Source organism: Amycolatopsis sp. NPDC102522 (assembly GCF_055584485.1).
This window is the reverse complement of the sequence record NZ_JBVJLY010000015.1, coordinates 115,666-136,495: the sequence shown is the minus strand read 5'-3', so window position 1 is coordinate 136,495 and position 20,830 is coordinate 115,666. Positions and strand designations below refer to the sequence as shown.

The 20,830-nt window shown below is 70.0% G+C and carries 10 protein-coding genes; 2 read left to right on the top strand and 8 right to left on the bottom strand.

Annotation, left to right across the window (positions count from 1 at the left end; translation table 11 throughout):
• Position 1 precedes the first annotated feature (1 nt).
• Both ACZ6YV_RS29785 and ACZ6YV_RS29780 read right to left on the bottom strand, forming a co-directional pair.
• Positions 2-1,651, bottom strand: coding sequence for a right-handed parallel beta-helix repeat-containing protein (locus ACZ6YV_RS29785; RefSeq protein WP_465512757.1), 1,650 nt, complete (start codon positions 1,649-1,651; stop codon positions 2-4).
• Positions 1,651-2,304 (bottom strand): helix-turn-helix transcriptional regulator, encoded by a 654-nt coding sequence (locus ACZ6YV_RS29780; RefSeq protein WP_465512756.1) that lies wholly within the window; start codon positions 2,302-2,304, stop codon positions 1,651-1,653. The genes ACZ6YV_RS29785 and ACZ6YV_RS29780 overlap by 1 nt, the downstream gene beginning before the upstream one ends.
• A 158-nt stretch (positions 2,305-2,462) precedes the next feature.
• Between ACZ6YV_RS29780 and ACZ6YV_RS29775 the strand changes: the two genes are divergently transcribed.
• Positions 2,463-3,128: a response regulator transcription factor gene (locus tag ACZ6YV_RS29775; RefSeq protein WP_465512755.1), complete on the top strand. Its 666-nt coding sequence runs from the start codon at positions 2,463-2,465 to the stop codon at positions 3,126-3,128.
• On the top strand, positions 3,125-4,378 hold the full coding sequence (locus ACZ6YV_RS29770; protein ID WP_465512754.1) for a sensor histidine kinase: 1,254 nt from the start codon (positions 3,125-3,127) through the stop codon (positions 4,376-4,378). Before ACZ6YV_RS29775 ends, ACZ6YV_RS29770 begins: the two co-directional genes overlap by 4 nt.
• A gap of 5 nt (positions 4,379-4,383) precedes the next feature.
• Here ACZ6YV_RS29770 and ACZ6YV_RS29765 read toward each other — a convergent pair whose 3' ends face one another.
• The 6 genes from ACZ6YV_RS29765 to ACZ6YV_RS29740 form a co-directional block, all read right to left on the bottom strand.
• Positions 4,384-4,956, bottom strand: a complete 573-nt coding sequence (locus tag ACZ6YV_RS29765) for a hypothetical protein (protein WP_465512753.1) — start codon at positions 4,954-4,956, stop codon at positions 4,384-4,386.
• Between the two features lie 20 nt (positions 4,957-4,976).
• On the bottom strand, positions 4,977-19,331 hold the full coding sequence (locus ACZ6YV_RS29760) for a WXG100-like domain-containing protein (protein ID WP_465512752.1): 14,355 nt from the start codon (positions 19,329-19,331) through the stop codon (positions 4,977-4,979).
• Between the two features lie 15 nt (positions 19,332-19,346).
• Complete coding sequence (locus ACZ6YV_RS29755; RefSeq protein ID WP_465512751.1) at positions 19,347-19,673, bottom strand: hypothetical protein; 327 nt, start codon at positions 19,671-19,673, stop codon at positions 19,347-19,349.
• Complete coding sequence (locus ACZ6YV_RS29750) at positions 19,670-20,047, bottom strand: YbaB/EbfC family nucleoid-associated protein (RefSeq protein ID WP_465512750.1); 378 nt, start codon at positions 20,045-20,047, stop codon at positions 19,670-19,672. The genes ACZ6YV_RS29755 and ACZ6YV_RS29750 overlap by 4 nt, the downstream gene beginning before the upstream one ends.
• A gap of 126 nt (positions 20,048-20,173) precedes the next feature.
• Entirely contained in the window at positions 20,174-20,476 is a 303-nt protein-coding gene (locus ACZ6YV_RS29745) for a hypothetical protein (RefSeq protein ID WP_465512749.1), read from the bottom strand.
• Positions 20,477-20,491: 15 nt separating this feature from the next.
• Positions 20,492-20,815, bottom strand: a complete 324-nt coding sequence (locus ACZ6YV_RS29740; RefSeq protein ID WP_465512748.1) for a hypothetical protein — start codon at positions 20,813-20,815, stop codon at positions 20,492-20,494.
• Between the last annotated feature and the right edge of the window lie 15 nt (positions 20,816-20,830).

The window sequence follows — 20,830 nt, the reverse complement described above, 5'->3', positions numbered from 1 at the left end:
GTTATCGCGCGATGGCCGCCTCCACGTCGGCCACGTGCAACCCGCGCAGTTCTTCGAGCGCGGGCATCCGGCCCATCAGCCGCAAGCGCTGGGACTGAGCCGTGCGTGCCTTCTCGAACAGCAGCCGCGCGTCCCGCGCGTTGCCGAAGTTGACGTCCCCGGAAACGCGCCGGAAGTGGTCGGTGAGCACCGGGGCGGTACCGGGATCGAGTTCGTAGTCCCCGGCGGCCGCCATCCGCCCGAAGATGGCGAGCAGTTCGGCGGGATTGTAGTTCTCGAACTCGATCGTCTTGCCGAAACGGGACGCGAGACCGGGGTTGGCGGCGAGGAAGTCGACCATCTCGTCGGTGTACCCGGCCACGATCACCGCCACCTCGTCGCGATGGTCCTCCATCAACGGGACCAGGGTGTCGATCGCCTCCTGGCCGAAGTCGCCGCCGGAACCGGCGAGCCGGGTGAGCGTGTACGCCTCGTCGATGAACAGGACGCCGCCTTTGGCCTCCTCGAACACGGTCGCGGTCTTCTCCGCGGTGTGCCCGATGTACTGCCCGACGAGATCGCGGCGGGACACCTCGCGGAACTCGCCGATCGGCAGGACTCCCAGCGCCTTCAGCAGTTTTCCGTAGATCCGCGCGACCGTCGTCTTCCCGGTCCCCGGCGCGCCCGCGAAGATCAGGTGGTGCCCGGCGGCGCCGACAGGCAGCCCGGCCCGGCGGCGCCATTCGTTGACCTGCAACTCGTCGACCAGCGCGCGGACCTCTTCCTTGACCTCGGGAAGGCCGATCATCGCGTCGAGTTCGGCGAGCATCTCGTCCAAGGCGCTGTCGCCGACGGTGCCGGGATCCGCGGCTTCGCTGACCTTCGGCGTCGCTCCTTCGGCGATCGCGATCCCGGGTTCCGCGGTGTTGTTGACCCGGCAAGCGGAGATCTCGCCGCCGCAGCCGGCCGCGAACGCGATCCCCGGACCGCGGGTGTCGGTGACCGTGCAGCGCTCGATCACCGGCACCCCGTGATGCGCCACGGCGATCCCCTCGTGACCGGTGCGCGAGATCACGCAGTTCTCGATGCTCGGCCGGGCGTACTGGTAGACGTAGACGCCGCGCAGCCCGCAACCGGTCACCGTGCAGCCGATCACGACCGGATCGGCTCCCTGGCCGAGGGTGATCCCGTCCCCCGTCACGTCTTCGACCGTGGTGTTCTCGATCCTGCCGGGCGAACCGTCGACGAGGATCCCCTGCTCCGCCGCCGAAATCACGGAGCCGGTCACGGTGAACGCCGTCAGGCCGCGGATCGCGATCGCCGGGCCGCGCCCGCCGGAGACGACGCAGCGCCGGACGGTCAGTTCCGTGTCGTCGGACTGGATCGCGGAAGCGTCCCCCGCCAGGATCTCGATCCCTTCGAGGACGAGCGCTCCGCCGGTGGTGCGGAAAACGGGCCTGTCGGCTCCCCGGCCGTCGACGACGACGGTGGCGCCGTCGGCCGCGGCCAGGGTCACCCGCAGGCCGGTCAGTTCGGCGGTTTCCGCGTATTCGCCGCCTTCGATGGTGATGACGGCGTTGTCGGAAGCCTCCGCCAAGGCGTCGCCGATGGTCGGATACGCGCCGGGCCGTCGCGCCACCAGCAGGACACGACCGGGGGTCGAGGTGGTCATCAGCCCGCCTTCGCCATCAGCCAGCCGCGGTCGACGGCCTTGGCGCCGGCCTGGAACCGGCTGCGCGCGCCGAGCCGGTTCATGATGTCGGCGACCATCCGGCGCACCGTGCGCACCGAGACGCCGAGCCGCGCGGCGGCGGATTCGTCGGTCGTGCCGGAGAAGAGCAGCGTCAGCAGCTCCTGCTCGCGGCAGCTCAGGATAGAAGCGTTCTCGGGCTCCGGGAGGTCCAGCGGGACGAGCGGGGCGGCGGCCTGCCAGATCCGCTCGAACAGCCCGACCGTCGCGGTGACCACGCCGGGCAGCCGGAACACCGCGGAGCCCGCCTGCCTGCCGTCCGCGGGGAGGACGACCGAGGTCCGGTCGATCACCAGTGCGTCCATCGGGACCTCGGCGTCGGTCCGTACCTCGGCCCCGGCCCGCGAAATCCGGTTGAGCGCGCCGGACATCCGCGCGGAGTCAGGGAAGAGCACCTTGTGGCGTACGCCGGGGCGCACGTTCGCGAGCGCGATCCGCTGGAACGCGGTGTCCGTTCCCGTGCTCATGACGAGCACCTCGCCGGTCGCTTCCGCGAGCAGTTCGCCGAGCCCCGCCCGGTCGCTGCCCGGGCCCACTCCCGTGACCAGGCTGAGCTGGCCGGTCTGCACGGTCATCGCAGGTACCTCCCTCTTCCCCCGGCGCGGTGCCGAACGACGTCCTGTTCATGCCAGTTCCCCGCCTTACGGGCGGCGATGGCCACCCGACGCGTTAGCGTTCAGGGGCACCGCGGAACTGCATGCGTCTACTTTCGCTGTCCGAACATGAGGTTTTGATGACACGGGTGATGGTCGTCGAAGACGACGGGAATCTGCGCCTCGCGCTGGTCACACAGCTGCGCTCGGCGGGTTTCGCCGTCGACGAGGCGGGAGACATCGCGACCGCTGACAGGTTGCTGCGCGGTACGCACCACGACTGCGTGGTGTTCGACCGGATGCTGCCGGACGGCGACGCCATCTCCTACGTCCACATGCGACGGCAGCTGGGCTGGCGGGCGCCGGTGCTGTTCCTCACCGCCCGCGACGGGCTCGCCGACCGGGTGGCCGGCTTCGAACACGGCGGCGACGACTACCTCGTGAAACCGTTCGTGATGGCCGAACTGACCGAGCGGGTGGCGAACCTGTGCCGCCGGTCCGCGTTCGACCGGCCCTCGGTGCTGCACCACGAGGACCTGGTGATGGACTGCGCGCGGCGCGAAGTGCGCCGGGCGGGTGTGCTGCTGACCTTGACCAACAAGGAGTACGCGGTGCTCGAATACCTGCTGACCAGGGCCGGGCTGCCGGTGCAGCGGGCGGATCTGATCGAGCACTGCTGGGACGCGCAGGCCGATCCGATGTCCAATGTGGTCGACGTGGTGGTGAAGCGGTTGCGCCGCAAGTTGAAGGAACCCGAACTGATCCACGCCGTCCGCGGGCTCGGCTACCGGCTGGGCACCCGATGAACACCCACTCCTCGGCCGATCGGCTGCGCAAACTGCGCTGGACGCTGACCGCGTTGTTCACCGTGATGAACACCCTCGGGCTGGTCGTGTTCGCGTGGCTGCTCATCAGCGAGGACGGCGAACAGGGCGAAGATCGGATCGACGCCGCGCTGAGCAAGGTCACGGCGTCGGTCAGCAGGCTGGTCGCCTTCGACGGCACCATCGACCTCGGCTTGGTCAACACCGACGTGCTGAACGACCGCTGCCCGCAGTTCGCGATCCTGCCCGGGAGCGCACCCGCTTTCCCAGCACATCTCTCGCGGGCGATCTGTGTCCCGATGAGCGAACAGTTGCTGAACGGCCTCGCCACCGAAGCGGTGCGAGGCGGCAAGCTGGTGCAGGGCCACCAAAAGGGAACCGACGGCGCGATGGTCAAGGTCCGCGCGGAACCGTTGCGCGACAGCGATGGCAAGACGTTCGCGGCCGTCGTCGCGGTGCTGCCCACCGCGACCGAAGACGACGCGCACACCCGGTTCACGCTGCTGGTGATCGGCGGCACCGTGCTGCTGGTCGCGGTACTGGGCTTCGCGGGCCACCTGCTGTCCGGCCGCTCGATCCGGCCCGCGGCCGCGGCCCTGCAGCAACAGGAAGTCCTGCTCGCCGAGACCGCGCACGACCTCCGCACCCCTGTCGCGGCCCTGCGCGCGCTCGCCGAAACCGCGATGGCCAACCCCGCCCAGTCGGCGGAACTCCTGCCGCGGACCGTCCGCCTCGCGGCGAGAATGGGCGGGATCATCGACGACCTGCTCGTCCGCGCACGGCTCGCCGCGGGCGTGGAACAACTGAACATCCAGCCGATCTGGCTCGACCAGCTGGTGGTGGGCGTGGTCGAGGACACCGCGACCGAAGGCGCCGAAGTCACCGTCACCGCCGCTCCCACGAAGATCGACGCCGACCCCACGCTGCTGCAACGGGCGATCGGCAACCTCCTCGACAACGCCATGCGCTACGGCCGCCAGCCGGGCGCGAAGGCGTTCGTGCACCTGACCGTCGCCGGCGGCACCGTGACCGTCGCGGACCACGGCCCCGGTATCGACACCACGAGGGCGGGCGAGGCCTTCGACCGGTTCGCCAGCACCGGCGGGTCTTCCGGGCTCGGGCTGTCCATCGTGCGGTGGGTCGCGCAGTCGCACGGCGGCACGCTGGCGGTCTACAACGCGGACGAGGGCGGCGCGATCTTCGAACTGCGGTTCCCGGTCAGTACTTCCTGAGCGGGCTACCCCGGCTCGACGTCGATACCGGTCAGTTCGCCGAACGCGGCCACAGTGGACACTGAATCGTCGTAAGTCAGCAGGTCGACACCGGGCTCGATGAACGGACGCGAAGCACGCAAGGCGACCTGTTGCCCGGTGCCCAGTCGCAGGATCAGCACGCGCACGTCGCCGACGCCCGGCGGTTCCTCGGCGAAGGCCCGGCTCAGCGCGACTGCGATCTGCCGGTCGGTCAGCGGGACGCGCGCGACCACGGGTGCGTCCCTCAAGGCGGCCCATTCACTGGTGCCGCTGGTCGAGTAGGGCGGTTCGGGCCACGGCCCGCGGTCGTCGAGGGCCCGCACCAGCCGCGCGAGGAAATCGCGGGTGGCGTCCTCGTCGGCCTGTTCGCCGGCGATCCGTTCCCCGGACGCGAGGGCCGCCGTGGCCGCCCGGTGGTAGTCCGCCACCGGGAGGGTGAAGAACCGTTGCCGGATCAGCTCGTCCGCGATCCGCTCGACGAACTCGTCGTCCGCCCGGTGCCGCAGGTCGGCCGTGTAGGTGAGCTGGTTGACGTATCCGCGCCACGCGAACTTCACTTGCCTGGATTCCCTTCCGTTCAGAACTGGGGACCGGTGTCCACCTGGGAGACATCCACGCCTTGCTCGGCGAGGATTTCCAGCCCGGTCACCAACTGCTCTTTCTCCGGCTGATAGTGCCCGCTCTGGCGGGTCAGCTTGGTCAGCCTCCCGTTCACCACCTCGATATGGCCCGCCACGGCGACGGGTTGTCCGGCGAGGAAGCTGGAATGGTGCAACCGGCCCGAGATCCATGTCAGCGACACGTACAGGTTCCCCTGCGGGTCCATCGCGAAGATCGACTTGCCGAACGGCCCCGTGGCGGAAGACGTGTCCACCGGGGATCCGTCCTGTGCCCAATAGAGTTCGCCGTCCCGCACGAAGACCCGGTGCTCCTCTCTCCGCTCGGGTGAAAAGTACTCGACGACCAGGGGCGCGAACGCCCGGTTCGGGTCGTTCGGATCGTCCTCGCCCCGGAAGGACGCTCGGAGTTCCGAGGCGGGCAACGGTTCGTCCCGGTGCAGCGGGCCGGGAACGTCCGCGATCGGGATCCGGTCGCGCTCGTCGGACTCGGGTTCGGCGATCGGCGGCCCCGGTTCCTGATTGATCACCGCGTCGATGCGGGGTGGGAGCGGATGAAAGGTCGTCGGCGGCAGGTTCAAGAAGTCGGGGGATGACCCGTCAGCATCGATCCCGGGGTCACCGGCTTCGCGTCCCGCCGGTCGATCCGGATGGTCCGGCGGTCGGTCCCCCGCTGGTTCGGGCCGTCGAATTCCAGGCCGAGGATCCGGATCGTCGTGCCCGTCGTCCGGTGCCGGAGGTTCGAACCGCTCTCCAGCGTGCCTTGCAGCAACCGGCCGACCACCAGGATCCCGTCCCGGCCCGGCAGGTCGAAGGTCTTCTCCACCTCGAACATCGTCGTCGTCATGATTTCGGAACCTCTCCAGGGCGGGCTCTTCACTGGCTTCTGCCTCGTCTTCGAGACTTTCGCGCGTCTGCTCGGTCGGCATGATCCCGGCACGGAGCTGGCGCACGTGCGTCATCTCGTGTGCGAGCACCGCCACCAAGGTTTCGACGTCGGCGAAACCGGCCGGGCCGAGCCAGATGGCCCTGCCCGCCGACTCCGGCGGAGTGGACGCGCAAGCGCCCACCTCATCGAGGTATTCGATCGTCTCGGGCGTCTCGACCAGCTGGACCTCGACGCCGCTCAGATCGATCCCGGCGGCTTCGGCCGTGCGGGCGATGATCTCCTGGGTACGCGGCAGGCCGTCGCCGCTGTCGACGATGTCCTGGTTGCTCCGGACGGCCCGGCGGCTGAACAAGTCGGGAGCCGGGCCGGGATCGGCGGGCGCCTCGACCGGACGACCACCCCGTTCCGGCAGGTTGATCTCCCCCGCCTCGCCATAGGTGATCGGCAACAGGGATATCGAGAGCGGGTGCCCCGGCAACAGCATCAAGGTCCCGGGCACCGGGGACAGGAACACGACCCCGCCCTCGGTCCACCGCACCTGGCCCCACTTCTCCACGATCTGCCCGGACGGGGGATGGGTGTAGGTCAGGTGCAGCGCGGCGGTCGGCGGCAGCGGAGAGGAACTCGACGCGGACCACCACGCGCCGTAGATCTCGTCGATGACACTGTCGTAGCTGTCGTGAGCTTCCCAGGACCCGTGGAGCCGCTCGGCGACATAGGCCTTTCCGTCCACCCGCCAGGTGTCCTCCGGCCGGACCGGTTCGACCCTCATCTCCTGGCCGAGCATGCCGTGGAAATAGCCGACGACGGCCTGCGGGCCGTTGGTCCGCCAGCCTTCCTCGTAGGCGTCGGGACGGTTGAAGTTCGGGTTGACCCCGGGCAGCAGCGGGTGATGGTTTTCGATCTGCCACGCCTGCTCGGCGGGCGTCACCACCCCCGCGTGGATCGCAGGCAGGGCATTGACCTCGCTCGTCCGCGCCAGCGGCGAGAGCTCGGGCATCCGGAAGTACTTCAGCGCCTCCGGATGTTCCTGCGCCCACCGCACGAGCTCGGGATCGTAGGAAGCCCCGGCCGAGAGCTGTCGCGCGTTGTGCACCATGCCATACGCCGTCTCGATCAACGACGTCCAGCGCGTCAGCCCCGACGGCGGTTGCGGCGGGCCGTTCACGATGTTCGCCGCCGCCGTCACGATCCCACGGGTGTGCCGGTGCCACGCCGGCTCGACGCTGGGCGGAAGCATCCCGCGGGTCAGTGCCGAAATGTCGCGATACACCTTCCAACGGCGGCCGCCCCTGGTGCTGTCGCCGGCGCCGTGCGCGGGCGAGACGCCGGTTTCCGGGCGTGGCGCGGGCACCGCGGCGTCCTGTGCGGACGGCTCGGGGTTGATCACGTCGTCGATGCCTTTCGGCGCGGCGGGATCCTTGTGCAGCCGGGCGAACTGCTCGCGGACCGACGCGATCGCCTGCGCGGAGGCGTTGCGCAGAAGGAAAGGCACCGGACGGCCTGCCCACCGGCGAGCCTCCTCGCCGTTGTCCTCGGTTATGAGCACCCGGAAGCCGTCGCGATAGCCGGTCAGGTCGGCGAACAGGGTGATCTGCCCGTCGACGAAGTAGACCTCGCCGTCCAGATTGACCACGTTGAACAGATGCGTGACATCCGCGCGCTCGCCGTGCACGATCGCGCGGGCGCCGGAGCCGAGGTCACGCAACCGTTGCGCCACGTCGTTGGCCGACGCCATCGGGACGAACCGCGCCCCGGCGACCCTGGCCGCCATGGCGACCCGGTCGGCCCAGCCCTCCCTGCCGGTCAGCCCGGCCAGCGTGCGCGGCGGGATCGCCCGTCCCGGCGGCTTGCCCGCCGCCCGATCGGCGAGGTGCCGGTCGGTGAGCACGGCCGCCACCTGGCAGGGCACCACCTCGCCGGGTTTGCCGCCGACCGCGTCCTGAAGGCCGGGCAGCAGCTGACGCACCTGCTGAGGGGTGCTGTTGCCCTGGTGCACCCCGTCGAAGAGGTCATCGAGCCGCAGCGGGTTCTCGGCGAGCTCGTTGTAGTGCTGGATCGCCTCGACAAGTTCGTTGCGCGCCAACACTTCCGCGCGGGTCTGCCTGGTGGCGGCCGCCCAGTCCGCGGTCCTGGTCACCCGGTCCGAGGCGGCGATGACGGCCTCCAGCGCGACCAGCCGGTCCGGCAGCGTGGTGAGCTCACCCGGTTGTTCGAGCAGGTGCCGGTAGGACGTGTCGGCGGCGGCCTTGAGCTGCCCCGGCACCGAAAGCGGGGCGGCTTCGGCCGGCGGCAGGGCGGGCGCCATTTTCCCGACCAGGACGGCGATCTGCCCCGGATGCCACCACCGCCGCTGCCCGGCAGGCCGGTCCGGGGACTCGGCGAGACCACGGTCCATCAGCCGGAACAGGTACCGTTCGAGCGCGTCGGCCTTGGCCCGCGCCTCGGCCCGCTGCAGCGCGTCGGCGGGCCCGGTGACCGCGTCCTCGGCGGCGAATTCCCGTCCCGTCAACGATCGGTGGAACAACGGGATCAGTGTTTCGGCCGCCGCGGCCACCGCGTACGGGCCGAGACCATCGATGCCGAACAACGTGAAGCCCGCGGTGGTGGCGCCGAGGGACGCGGAGGCGATCACCATGTCGGCGGTCAGCCAGGTTTTCGACGCGAGCCACGGGGGCCGGTCCCCGTCGGGCTCGGTGTCCGGCTCCGGTTCGGTCCCGGACAGCCCGTGCTCGTCCAGGAATCGGTGAAGCCGGTCGCGGTCCGCCTCCCGTGGTGCGGTTTCGGCGAGCCGGTTCAGCGCCGCACGCAACACCCGGGTGCGCAACTCGCTGTGCTCGTCCACCTTCGCCAGCAGGTCGTGCAGCCTGCGGGTGTGCTCGGCCTCCTGCGCCGCCTGGTACGCACTGTGCCCGGTCACCCCACCGGCGATGGCACCGATGATCGCCTGGAGTACCCCGAGCCCGAGGTATTCCAGGTAGCTGCTCGACATCGCGGACAGCCAGGTCGGGTCGGACGAGTCCGGCAGATTCCGGTCCGGAAGGCGGTAGCCGATCGGCGGCAGCGCCGAGTCGTTGCCCACCCCGGCGAAGATCGCCAACGGGCTCGCCCGGTGGCCGGTTCCGCCGGTCTCCCTCGCTTCCGCCGCGGGCTCTGGAGTGCGTGTCAGCCCGGCCTCGATCAAGTCAAGGAAGGCGTGGCCGAACTCGGCCAGCTCCCGTTCGTTGTCCGCGGTCGCCTGATCGGCCGCGTCCAGCCGTTCCGAGGCCCGCGCCACCCGCTCGTCCTGGCGATGCCGTCCCCGGAACGCCTCGGCGAACGACCCGAACACGGCGGGCGCCCAGAGCGTCGCGAGCAGTGCGCCCGCCATCATCGGCTGCATGCCGACCGAGGCCATCGCGATCGTGCCGAGCGATCCGGCGGAGACGCCGGCCGCCCGTCGCACCGCGTACGGCACCAGCCCGACGTACTCGGCATCCGGGATCTCGGTTCCGGACGCTTCCGGCTCGGCGTCCGGTCGTGGCGTGGAATGGCCTCGCGGGAGCGGTGTTCCGGTCCGCAACCTGCCGGAAATCGCGACCCAGCGGTCGAAAAGCGGGCGGAAGAGGGCCTCCCGCCTGGCCGAGGCCTGTTCGGCGACCGCCCGCTCGACGGGCGCTTTCGCCGCGTTCTCCGCGTTGACCTCGCGGGCCACGACCGACCGGTCGAAGAGACCGGCGACCAGCGAGCGCGCGGCCGCACCGCTGATCATCGCGGCCGCGACCACCGGCGCGGTGGCCACGATGGCGCCGCCGAACGCGATCGACGACGTGCTGCCGGCGAGCAGCCTGGTCATCGCGTAGTCGAGCCCGCTGGTGTAGCCGTCGGGCGCCGGTGCGTACCGGCGCACCACCTCGCGCATCCGCTCGTCCGGCAGCGCGGCCAGCCGCCGCGCGGCGCCGGGATCGGCCGGGCGCAGGCCCATGTCCGCGATCAGCGCCCGCAGCGCGGCGCTCAGCCCGGACCGCTGAAGCGGCAGCGGACTGCCCGCGAGCGCACTGCCGAACGCCAAGAGCTGCGCCGCACGCCCATGATCGGCCGGACTCAGCAACGGATCCGCGGTGGGATCGGCGGCGGAAGCGAGGAAGTCCTCGCCGTGCGGTGTCCCGGACAGCTCGGCCGCCGCCGCACCGAGTGCCCTCGCGACCGCCGCCCGCGTCGCGTCCTCGGTGGCGAACTCGGAGATCTCGATCTCCAGCGAGTTCTCCGCGGTGTCCACAGTGTACTCGGCGACCTGGCCAGGACTCGGCGTTCCCGCCCGCACGGTGACGTCGAACGTGTTCCCGGCCGGGCCGGTGACCACGTACCGACGGCCGTTCGCCGGGCGCTCGACCGCACGCATACCGGCGTCCGGCACGGCGCGCCCCACCGCACGCCGGGCATCGGTGTGCACACCGATGGAATCGGGATTTTCCTTCAACGGCAGAGAATCCGAGGCAGGCAGACCGACGGGCCCGATGCCAGGAGTGGTCGTGTGCGGGGTGGCCGTCCCGGGTTCCGGCCGGTTCGACGGACCGGCCGGACGTGGTGGCGTCGGCGGGGTCGGATCCGGTGACGGCGCACCGCCGGGATCTTCGTCCGGCGTATCGGGATCGTCGGGGTCGTTGTCAGACCGCGGCTGCTCGATGAGCTTCGGCGCCTGGGTGCGCGGCAGGCTCAGGTCGACCGCCGCGCCGACGCCGAGCACCGGGATGTTCGACATGTACACGATTCCCGAGGGAGTCCGCGCCTCATAGACGCCGCGCGCCTTGCCCAAGGCGGCTTTCACGACGTAGATCACCGGGCCGGACAAGGCGAGCGCGGTGCCCGCGGCGGCGACCAGCGGCGCCGAGGACAGGCCCATCATGCCCAGCCCGACCAGTGAGGACGCGGTGACCCAGAGGGCTGCCGGGCCATTGCGAGCGGCCTGGCGGCCGAGCCGGAGCTCCAGCTCGGCACCGAGTTTGGAGATGTAGAGAGTGGAGCCGGTCAGGGTCGCCGCGACGAGCGCTTTCAGCCACTCCCCCTGAGTCGCCTCGAGCGCGACCAGCATGCCGTTGGCCACGGTCAGCACCGGGAACGCGAGTGCGTTCTGAATCCTGCGATACAGCGGCCGGAGCGCGTTGTCGTAACCGGCGAACCCTCCGATGGCGTTGGACAGCGCGGTGAAAAGGAACAGCCCGTCCGCGATCGCGTAGGTCCCCGCGACCGCGGCCGCCAGCCCGGGCAGGACGGCCGCTTGAGCGAGGTGCACCGGCAGGTTGACCAGGAAGGTGCCGGCGAGGCCGGCGGCCATCAGCTTGCCGAGCCTGCCCGCGTGCGGGTTCATCTTGTTGATCGACTCGGTCGCCGTGCCGTACGGCCTGCCGATCTCGTTCAGGTAGCGCGAAACCTCGAGGCTCACGTCCTCCTGGCGCTGGGACGGGCGTTCCCCGATCGCCAGCGGGGTGTGGATGATGGCCTGCAGGTTGATCAGGAACTTCCGGGTCTTGTCCCCGATCTCGCCCCGTACCTCCTCCAGAATGGCGTCGAACCGGCCGAGCGGGTTGACGTCGTACTCCAGGTAGTCCCGGATCATCCTGGCCAGCGCCTCGGCCGACCGCTGGTCGAGCCTGCCGCGTTCGAGCATTCCTTCCAGGCTCACCCGGTTGCTCTGGGCGTGCCCGGTCTTCGCGATGTTGAGCATCCCGCGGACGACGAAGGCCGCGTTACCCGCCACGATGCTCACCCCCGCCGACAGCGCGAAGGGAACGCCCATCGTCGCGCCGACCCCGAGGATGGTCGCCGCGGCGGCGCCCGCCACCGCCCAGCCCTTCAGGTCGCGTCCGAGCCAGGCCGACCGCAGCTTGGAGATCTCCTCGCGTGCCGCGAGCTGCTCTCGCTCGGTCTTCTCGACGCTCTCGATCAGCGACGCCAGCATGGCGTCCCGTTCGGCGGGCGCCAACGGCAGCGTGGCGAGCCGTCCGAGGGTCATGTTCAGCCGTGCGCGGGAGACCTCACCCGCGGCCAGGGCCGCTCTGATGCGCTCGCCCGCCATCAGCGCCTGGGTGGTGAGCGGGCGGCTGAGCAGCGCGTCGGCACCGCTCACCGGTCGTAGTCCACCGCGTTCGGTCCAGCGCCGCTTCAGCTCCTCGAAGGCGGACTTGACCCCTGCCGCGGTCTCGGTGGCGGAGATCCTGGCCGCGACCGCCTTCAGCCGCAGCGGATTGGCGTTCGCGTCGCGTTGCGAGTCTGCGGCGGAGTACCAGAGTTTCATCGTCCGCAGTTGCGGATTCGCCAGCCATGGCTGGTCTTTCGCACGTTGCCCGGCGGTCAGGTCCAGCCCGGACAACGGCCCGCGCGGCTGGTAGGAGGGGTCCGCGACCCAGCCCTCGGCGATCTTCGCCTCGACCCATTCGTCCACTTTGCGCTGCCAGTGCGGGCCGAACGACTCGATGAACCCGTCCCAGGCCCCCGACAGGATCTCGTTGAACACGAACGTGGTGACCCGCTGACCCGCCTCGTCGTGCAGCCGGGCGAAGTTGCCGTGCAGGATCTTCGCGATCGCCGCTTCTCCACCGGGCCGGCGCGCGGCCTCGGCGAACAGCGGGTCCATCTCGTTGCGGTGGCGGACATAATGCGCGCCGGGTTGCGGATTCACCGTGTCGGTACCGAAGATGAGCCGATCCTGGTTCACGATCAGGAACCGGATCAACGCCTCCTTGACCTCGGGATCCGCTTTCGCGTGCTGCGCGAGGACGTTCCACGAGATGTCCATGGCGGTATTCGTGGTGTCCAGCAGCCATTGCAACCGCTCGATGTGCTCGACGGTGAGCGTGGTCCAGTGCCCGATGCCGAGATGCGCCCAGATCACCTTCGCGCCGGCGAGGCGTTCCTGGTGGAGGAGGTAGGCCATCGGGCCCAGGTTGCGCCCGTCCGACGGGCCCGCCTCGTACGCCCCGTTGCCTCGCAACCTGGCCAGGCCCATGTCGTCGTGCAGGATCAGCACCTGGCCGGTGGCGGCGATGGTCTCCAGCAGTTCGACGGTGTTCGGGTTGTACATCTCTGGCGCGTTGTCCGGCAGGCTACGCAGTTCGGCGTGCAGTCCGGCCGCTTTCAGCAAGGCCTTGATCTGCCCGGCGTTCGCGATGAGCGAGTCGTAGAAGTCCATCTCGGCCAGCGCGCTCGGGCTGCCGCCCGCTGGGAACAGCTCGGCCATCGGCGAACCGTCGGCCAGGTACGCGGCGAAGAACTCCGGCGCGATCCGCCCCTCGCGGATCGATTCCTGGACGAGTTCCGCAGCGGCGATCAGCTTGCCGAAGTAGTCGACCCACTCCGGGTTGATCACCTCGCTCGCCTGCCGTCCCAGCATCGTCTGGACCATTTCCTTCACGAAAGTGGTCTCGGCGAGGTAGCGGGCCGCGTCGCCGAACAGGACCGCCATCGCCATCAGGTAGCCGCCGACCCCGGGGATGTCCACTCTGGCCCCGGAAACGCCGGGGAACCAATGTGACTTCTGTTCCTCCGACATCTGGTCGCGCGCGGAAAAGAACCGCATGTCGGAGAGCTGGCCGTGCAGGCCCAGCATCTTCTTTCCGAAGACGGTGGTCATCCGGACCACGTTGGTGAGGGCGTAATAGAAGGAACCGCTGGAACCGCCGATCACGCCGAGCCCGCTCTGCGGAATCGGCGACGCCACCAGGATGTTCGGCAGGCCCTGGCCGATCAGCCAGTCCACCAGGGCCCGATAGTTGATGTTGGCGGCGTCATACCCCTTCGGGTGCATGTGGACGTCGTGGAAGAAATGGACGGGACGGGGTTTGCCGAGCCGTCGCGCGAGTTCCGCGTCGACACCGAGTTCTTCGGCTTTCGCCGCGTAGTCAGGGCTGTCCGGGTCGAGTGCGGCGAACTGGGCGCCGTGGCTCGGTACGAGGGCTTCACGGCCCGCGACCCGGTCGCCCATCCCGATCAGCCAGCCGCGTGCGTCGATGTACCTGTCCACCACGGGCTTCCGGGTCGACGGCAGGTTCTCCGCCCGCCGGGTGATGCCGGCGACCTCGCTGTCGAGCAGTTTGGCGATCCTGGCTATCTCCACATTGGACAGTCCCCGGTCGGCGGCCTGCTCGATCGCCGGAACCAGCGCCCGGACGTATTCGGCGTGTGCCTCGGTGCGAGCGGCGTCGGCCAGCCGCATGCGTTCGGTCGCCCGCTCCAGCCGGTCCTGCCGCGCGGCCGCCTCGGCCCGCACCCTGGCCTTGACGTCCTCGATGGTTCCTTCCAGTGAAAGATCGGGCTCGGCACCTGGCAGCAGCCGGTGCGCGGCCGCGCTCTCGACCGGCAGGCCCAGCGCCTCCGCGACGTCGGCCCGCTCGCCCGCGGCGAGCAGGTGCGGTACCCATTCGGTCAGCTCACGGACGTCTTCCCTCGCCGACCGCAACTCGGCCATCGCGGCGTGGTAGGCGACTTCGGCCGCGTGCCGTGATTCCTCCACCGCCCGCGTCGCGGCGGTGAGCGTGGCGCGGATCCCCCCGAGGTCCAGGATGCTCCGGCCGCGCGGGCGCGCCGGTTTCGGAACCGCCGGATCGGCCTCCGGATCGACTCGCGCCCTGGTGGCCACCGACCGGAGATCGGCGACGAATCCGGCGGCGGCCGCCCGGCGCGCCCATTCCGGTAGCCCGTTCGCGACCGCCTCGGCACCGATTCGTGTCATCTCGGCCAGTGCGGCGTCCCTGGCCCGCTGCCATTCCCGCTCCGCGAACTCCAGTTCCCTTGCCGTGTCCTCGGTCTGCCTGAGCAGTTCCGCGTGGTGTGTTCGCGCCTTGGCCAGGATCTCGGAGAAGTCGTCCATTTCCTGAATCGACGGCATCAGGTCGCGCGGCACGCGCGAGCGCACCGACGGATCCGTCACCAAGGCGGCGACCATCGCCGATGACATCCCGTAGGCCAGTGCCACGGCGTCGATCAGCTGGTCCTGCCCGATGCCGGTGAGCTCGATTCCCCGCTGGACGAGCCATTTGACGTCCGGAAGCCGCTCGTCGAGACGCGCCGCGGCCCTGGCATACCGCTCCAGCGCGTGCGTCAGGGCCTGCCGCTGGGACCGTGAGACGCGGTCCGCCTCGATCAGCGCCTCGATCAGCGCCAGACCCTTGCGCAAGTGCAGACCGGTGAAGGTGATCCGCCCGAGGGCGGACCAGCGGTCGCGCTTGGTGGACTCAGGCCGCGTTTCGATCGGCGGCAGGCCGGTGGTGGTAAGCAGGATCTCCGGTTCGAACAGCGCGCGGGTGAAAGTATCGCCGCGGTGTACGTCCAGAGCTGACGGTTCGGTGCCCGTGCCCAGGTGGTAGCCCTGCACCACCACCGGCGATCCCGGTGTTCGCGGATCGCCGGTGGGATGCAGTTCGAGAGTGAGGTCCGGGACCGTCGACCCCGCGTAGTGGGACCGTCCGTCTCCGTTCTCCCCTCGCCCGTCGAGGCCGAACGGAACCCCGGCGCGGAGCTGGTACCGACCGAAGTGCTCACCGAGAATCTCTTGCTGCCGGGCGAGAACGTCGTCCGCGAAGATCTCCCGGAGAAACCGCTCGCGCCTGCCGGGAGTCATCGTGCCGTCGCGGATCTCCTTCCGGATCTGCCAGGCCCGGTTCCGCGAGGACTCCGAAGTCACCGTCGGTGCTTCGCCCCGAGCCAACCGCTCGAACTCCTGGATCGCGTTGTCGAACGCGGCTCGCAACGCGGGCGCGATCCGAGCCCGGACGCGGGCGCCGTCCAGGATGCGTTCCACATCACGGAGGCGCAGCGGCCGCGAGTCGGCGGGCAGCAGACCGTGTTCGAGCAGCAGCAACCGGAGGTCGTTCCACGCCAGCCGCGACTTGTCGATCAGCGCCCGCAGCGCGCGCTCGCTGTGCCTGCTCGAAGCCAGCTCGGCGTCGGTGACGTCGCTGCCCGGCGGCGAATGCTTCTCCCGCGCCGGATTTTCCGGATGGTAGAACCGCTGCGCCGCGGCCGACGGCGGTTCCGGCGAGGGCGGTCCCTGCCGGGGTCCCGGGGGCGTCTGATCCGGCGGCGGCGCGGGCGGCGTCGACGGCGGCCGCGTGCCCTCCGTTCCCGCGGCCGCGACCTCGATGAACACCTGGAAACCGTCGTACTGGATGACCTTGTCGGCGCCGTTCGCCACGGCTTTCGCCGCGAACCCGGGATCGACCCGGTTGGTGGCGAGCAGGACGACCTTCGGGCCGGGCCCCGCCAGTTCCCGCTGTCTCGCGGTCTGTTCGAGGTCGGACTCGACCAGCGCGGTCCGGTCCTTGACCTCGAAGCGGACCTCGGTGCCGTCCCCGAGCTCACCGCGAATGTCGATGTCGGTTCCGTCGTTGTTCCTGGCCTCCGTGCCGGCCCGTCCGCCTTCGTCCACCGGCACCTCGAGACCGGTGATCCGCAGTCCGGGCAACCCGATCCGGGCCAGCAGGTGCTCGTCCAGCTTGGCCAGAGCGAGCGCGACGTCGGCCGCGGCGTACTTCGCGCGGACGTTCTCGTAGTTGGAATCGAGCGCGCTCTTCGGGACCTGGGTGTTGCCGTCCAGCACCCGTCGCGCCTTGCCCAGCTCTTCCCGCAGGCCCTCCTGCGCGGCGCGGACGTCCACACCGAGCGCGGCCAGCTCGTCCAGCTTGGCCTGGACGTCCGCGGCCTCGAGCAGGAGGCCCTTGCCCCGGCCCACCCCGGCCAGGTCTGCCGGAGTCGCCGCGCCCGCGACCGGGGCCCTGGCAGGGATCCGGTCGGCCACGGCCGTCACCTGTTCGGCGAACGCGGCGAGCTGGTCGGCACTCATCGCGGAGGCGCGCTCGCCGAGCGAACGCCCCTTCGGCCCGCCGGACACCCGCGCGGCGAGATCGGTCAGCCGCTTCACCAGCTTGTCCGGACTCATCTTGGCCGCGAGCCCCACGACCGCTTCCCGCGCCGAGGGCGACAACGCGTCCCATGCCTCGGCCAGTTCGGGCGGTCTGGCCAGCAGTGGCGCGAGGCGGGCCAGGGTGGCCGCGACTTCCGCCGGGTGCAAGCGGCCGAGCAGTTCGGACATCGCTTCCCGTGCGGCCGGAAACGCGCCCCACAACCGGTGCACCGCGGCCTCGGCGGCCAGCCGCCCACCCAGCTCCTGTCCCGCGGAATCCGACATCTCGCCGAGGATCTCGCCGAGCGAACGGTCCATCCGGCCCGGCGAAAGGCGCGCCGCGAACTCATGCACCTGATCGGCCAGCGCATCCGGGGCGACCGAGCCCAGCAGCTCGGTGATCGCCTGCCGCGCGGTCGGCGGCAGCAGCTCCCACACGGCGGCGAGCCGCGACGGCACGCCGTCCGGGACATCCGGCGATTCGCCGGTGCCGGGCGGCGGGCCGGGTGGCCGACGGGGCGGGTCGGCGGGCGGTTCGCCTTGCGTACGCCGCGGTTCGGCGGACCGGCGCATCGTCGTGTGGGCGGGCGCCGGGCCCTGCTTGGTGGGCTGGACCGGATTCGGTCGCCGGGGCTGCTGACCCTGCTGGACCGCCGCGGTGGCGGGCGCGGCGGCGGCCAGCACCTGTCCGTCCTCGGTCCCGGGACGCCCACCGGCTTCCCCGGTTGAATCGTCCACGGTGGACTCGGGCGCTTCCTCCTGCTGTTCCTCTTGTTCCTGAGTTTCGGATTCGGGCGGCGTCGGGCCGTCGTCGTCGGGTTCCGGTGTGGTTTCGGCCTGATCGGCTTCCGGTTCGCCCTTGGCGGGCTTCGCGGTGGTGCCCTGGTTCGGGCTCACAGGCGTCGCGCCCTGCTGCTGCGCCGAAGCGGACTGAGATGACGTGGACTGGGGCGAAGCCGGTTGCGGCGCGCCGGGTTGTGAACTGGTCGGGGTCGAAGTGGTCGCGGTCGAAGCGCCCGCCTGCACCGAGCTTGTCGATGTGGTGCCCGCCGCCGGCACCGAAGTGGTCTGGCCCGGTGAAGGGGCCGCGGCCGAAGCCGGTGTGGCCGAGGTGACGGTCGCCGACGGCGTGGCACCGGGGGCGGCGACCGCGGTCGCGGCCGTCGTCCCGACGGCGGTGGCCTGCGGCACCGAGCTCGCCCCCGCCTGCGGCGTCCCGGAACCGATCGTGGCGTGGCCTGGCGACGAACCCACCGCGGCGTGCTGTCGCACTCCGGCGGCCGTATTGTCCACAGTGGACGTAGTGGTGGAACCGCCGTGACCACCGCCGTCGGTGCCCGGCGTACCGCCCAGTTCCGCGGTGGAGTCACCGAGCCGACCGGTCCCGGACTCGCCCTGCCCCACCGCGGCGCCGGTGTCACCCTGGCCGACCGCGGCGGAGTTGCCGCCCTGCCCCGCGCCGACGTCGGCCGACTCCGGCGCTTTCACCTCACCCGGCGGGTCGGTCGGTGGCGGGCCCTCGGACGACGTTCCCATGTCCGTCACCGGGTTCGGCTTCTGAGGCGTGAACCTCTCCATGCCACGTTCCATCACCTGCTCGCCGGCGAGGTGCGTGTTCCCCCGGATCGGACCGATCGCGGCCGAGGTGAGCCAGTTGTCCTTGATGGACCGCCCGTAGCCGGCGAGGTCGGTGGGGACCCCGTTCCCGTCCATGATGCTTTGCGCGGCATAGCTGGAGATCGGTGACGACACCGCGTTCGTGCTCGCCGAAGTGACCGCCGTGGTCACGTGTTTGCCGAGGCCGCTGTCCAGCACGTCCTTGGCACCCGGAACCTTCCTGGCGAGGGCGCCCGCGCCCTTGAACGGCGCGCCGACGATCCCGCTGACCGGCGCGCCGATGGCGCCACCGAGCGCGTTGGTGGCGCTTTCCTTCCAGCTGAACCCGTCCTGGTTGCCTTGCCAGATGTTCAGGCCCTGCTCGAAGCTGTTGGTGATGACCTCGTCGGCCGCCTCGCGTGCGACGATCGTGATCAGCTTGCCGATCTTGCCGAACTTGTTCCCCGCTTGGGCGATCGCCTTGGCGACCTCCACTATCCTGGCGATACGCATCGCCATTCGCCCGGCGAACAGCCATTGCCCACCGGGGATCGCGGCCATGAGTGCGAATTCCACGCCGGCGTGAATGATCTCCGACCAGATCTGGTTGCGCACACGCTCGATCTGATCCGCGTAGTTGTGGCAGAACGTCGCCATCTTCCGCATGCTCTTGACGAGTTCCCGGTGACCGGATCCGCCACCGCCGTACTCGCCGTCGTTGGCCTCCCTGATGCGCGCCCGGACGAAAGCGCCGTTCGGATCCGGCCAGGTTTCGCGAATCCGATCGTGGACCGTCGACGACCTGGTGATCGTGCCCTCCAGCAACGTCGCGGCCTTGTCCCACGCGTCACCCAGGTCGTCGGCCGCGTGCGGATTGTCCGGCGGCCAGATGTCGTCGACGACACCGCCCATCCACTCCCACGCGGCGACCGTCATGCTCCACAAGTCGGCCATCGTCTGTGAACCCGCTCAGGAACCGAGCTGGTCGGTCGCCTCGGTCTGCGCGCTTTCGTAGATCTTGACGCCCTTCTCCGCGTTTCCTGCCAAGTTGACGAAGTTGTCCTTGACCCCGTTCGCGCTCTTGACGAGGTCGGGGGTGTTGTCCGCGCAGTCCTGGAACGCCTCCCCCAGCTTTCCGAAACCCAGCAGCGGGGTGATGTCCTCGATGGCCTTACGGCACTTCGCCCACTCGGTCTCGAAGTCGTTGCCCGCGGCCGTCAGGTTCGTCAGTTCCTGCCGGGTCGGCTCGAAGAAGATGTCGACCTTGCCGTCCTTGTCCCTGTCCACTCCGCTCATCGGCCGTCGCCCCTCTCCGGCCGGTCCAACCGGCGCAGCACCGGATCGAACCGGAGATCCGCGGTGTCGGCGTCCATACCGGGCGGCAGGAAGCCCGCCGCGATGGCCAGTCCCTGTTCGGTCGACAACCCGGCCGCCTCGTGGATGGTGTCGGTGATGTCCTTGGCCAGTGCGGCCGAGTCGGCCGTGCGGTAGATGCGCGGATCGAGCGACAGTTCGAGAAGTTCACCGGCGCCACCGACGGTCGCGCTGATCAACCCGTCGTCGGATTCGGCGGTGGCCCGGATCTCGGCCATTCGCCGCTGCATGATCCGCACGTCTCCGGCCAGTTGCTCGTAGTCCTTGTACATGTCCGGTTTCAGTGATGGCTCCACGGTTCCTCCCTTGGCACGTAAGGCGAGTCTCACGCAGGCGTGGGGGCGCGGGACACGACTGGCCTGTTCCGGCCAAAAGGAAACCCCGGCGGGCCTTGGCCTGCCGGGGTTTCCTTTCCGGGACCGTCAGATGCCGATGATGTTGCTGACCTGGGTCTCGCACGTCTGCGCGATGTTCAGGACATTTCCGTACGATCCAGCGGTGGCGTGCGCGTCGTCCGCGTAGGAACCGGTGTTCTTGCAGACTTCCGCGTACTTGAGGCCCATTTCCTCGCTGTTGCGCCCGCCCCACGAGGAACCCATGACGTTGCGCATGTTGCTCAGGTCGTCCTCGGTCGCCTGGCGGAGGTCGGTGGCCATCCTGTCCATGTCGTTCCTGGCTGTGTCAATGACGCTGTACACGGTCTTGTAGTGGTCATCCATCGACATAGGGAAACCTCCTTGCTAGGCGGACGGGTTGATGGCCTTGGAGATGATCGCCTGCACGGCGTCGGCCGCGGATCCGGCCGAAACCTTGACGACCGAGTTCCCCGAGTCGACGAGTTGCTGGGCGAACGGATGAACCTGGTTGCCGAAGAGGTCGACGCGGTTCTGGTTCCCGGTGACACCGGCCTGCTTCACCCCTCCGCCCAGCCCGCTGTTGAGGGCGTCGAGATCGCGTGCGGCGTGCGCGCGATGCGCGGCGAACTGTTGCTGCAGGCTGTCATCGGTCTTGTTGATCAGGTTCTGCACGACCGGTAATTGGATATCGACGAGACCGTCGCTCATACTTCCCTCTCTTCT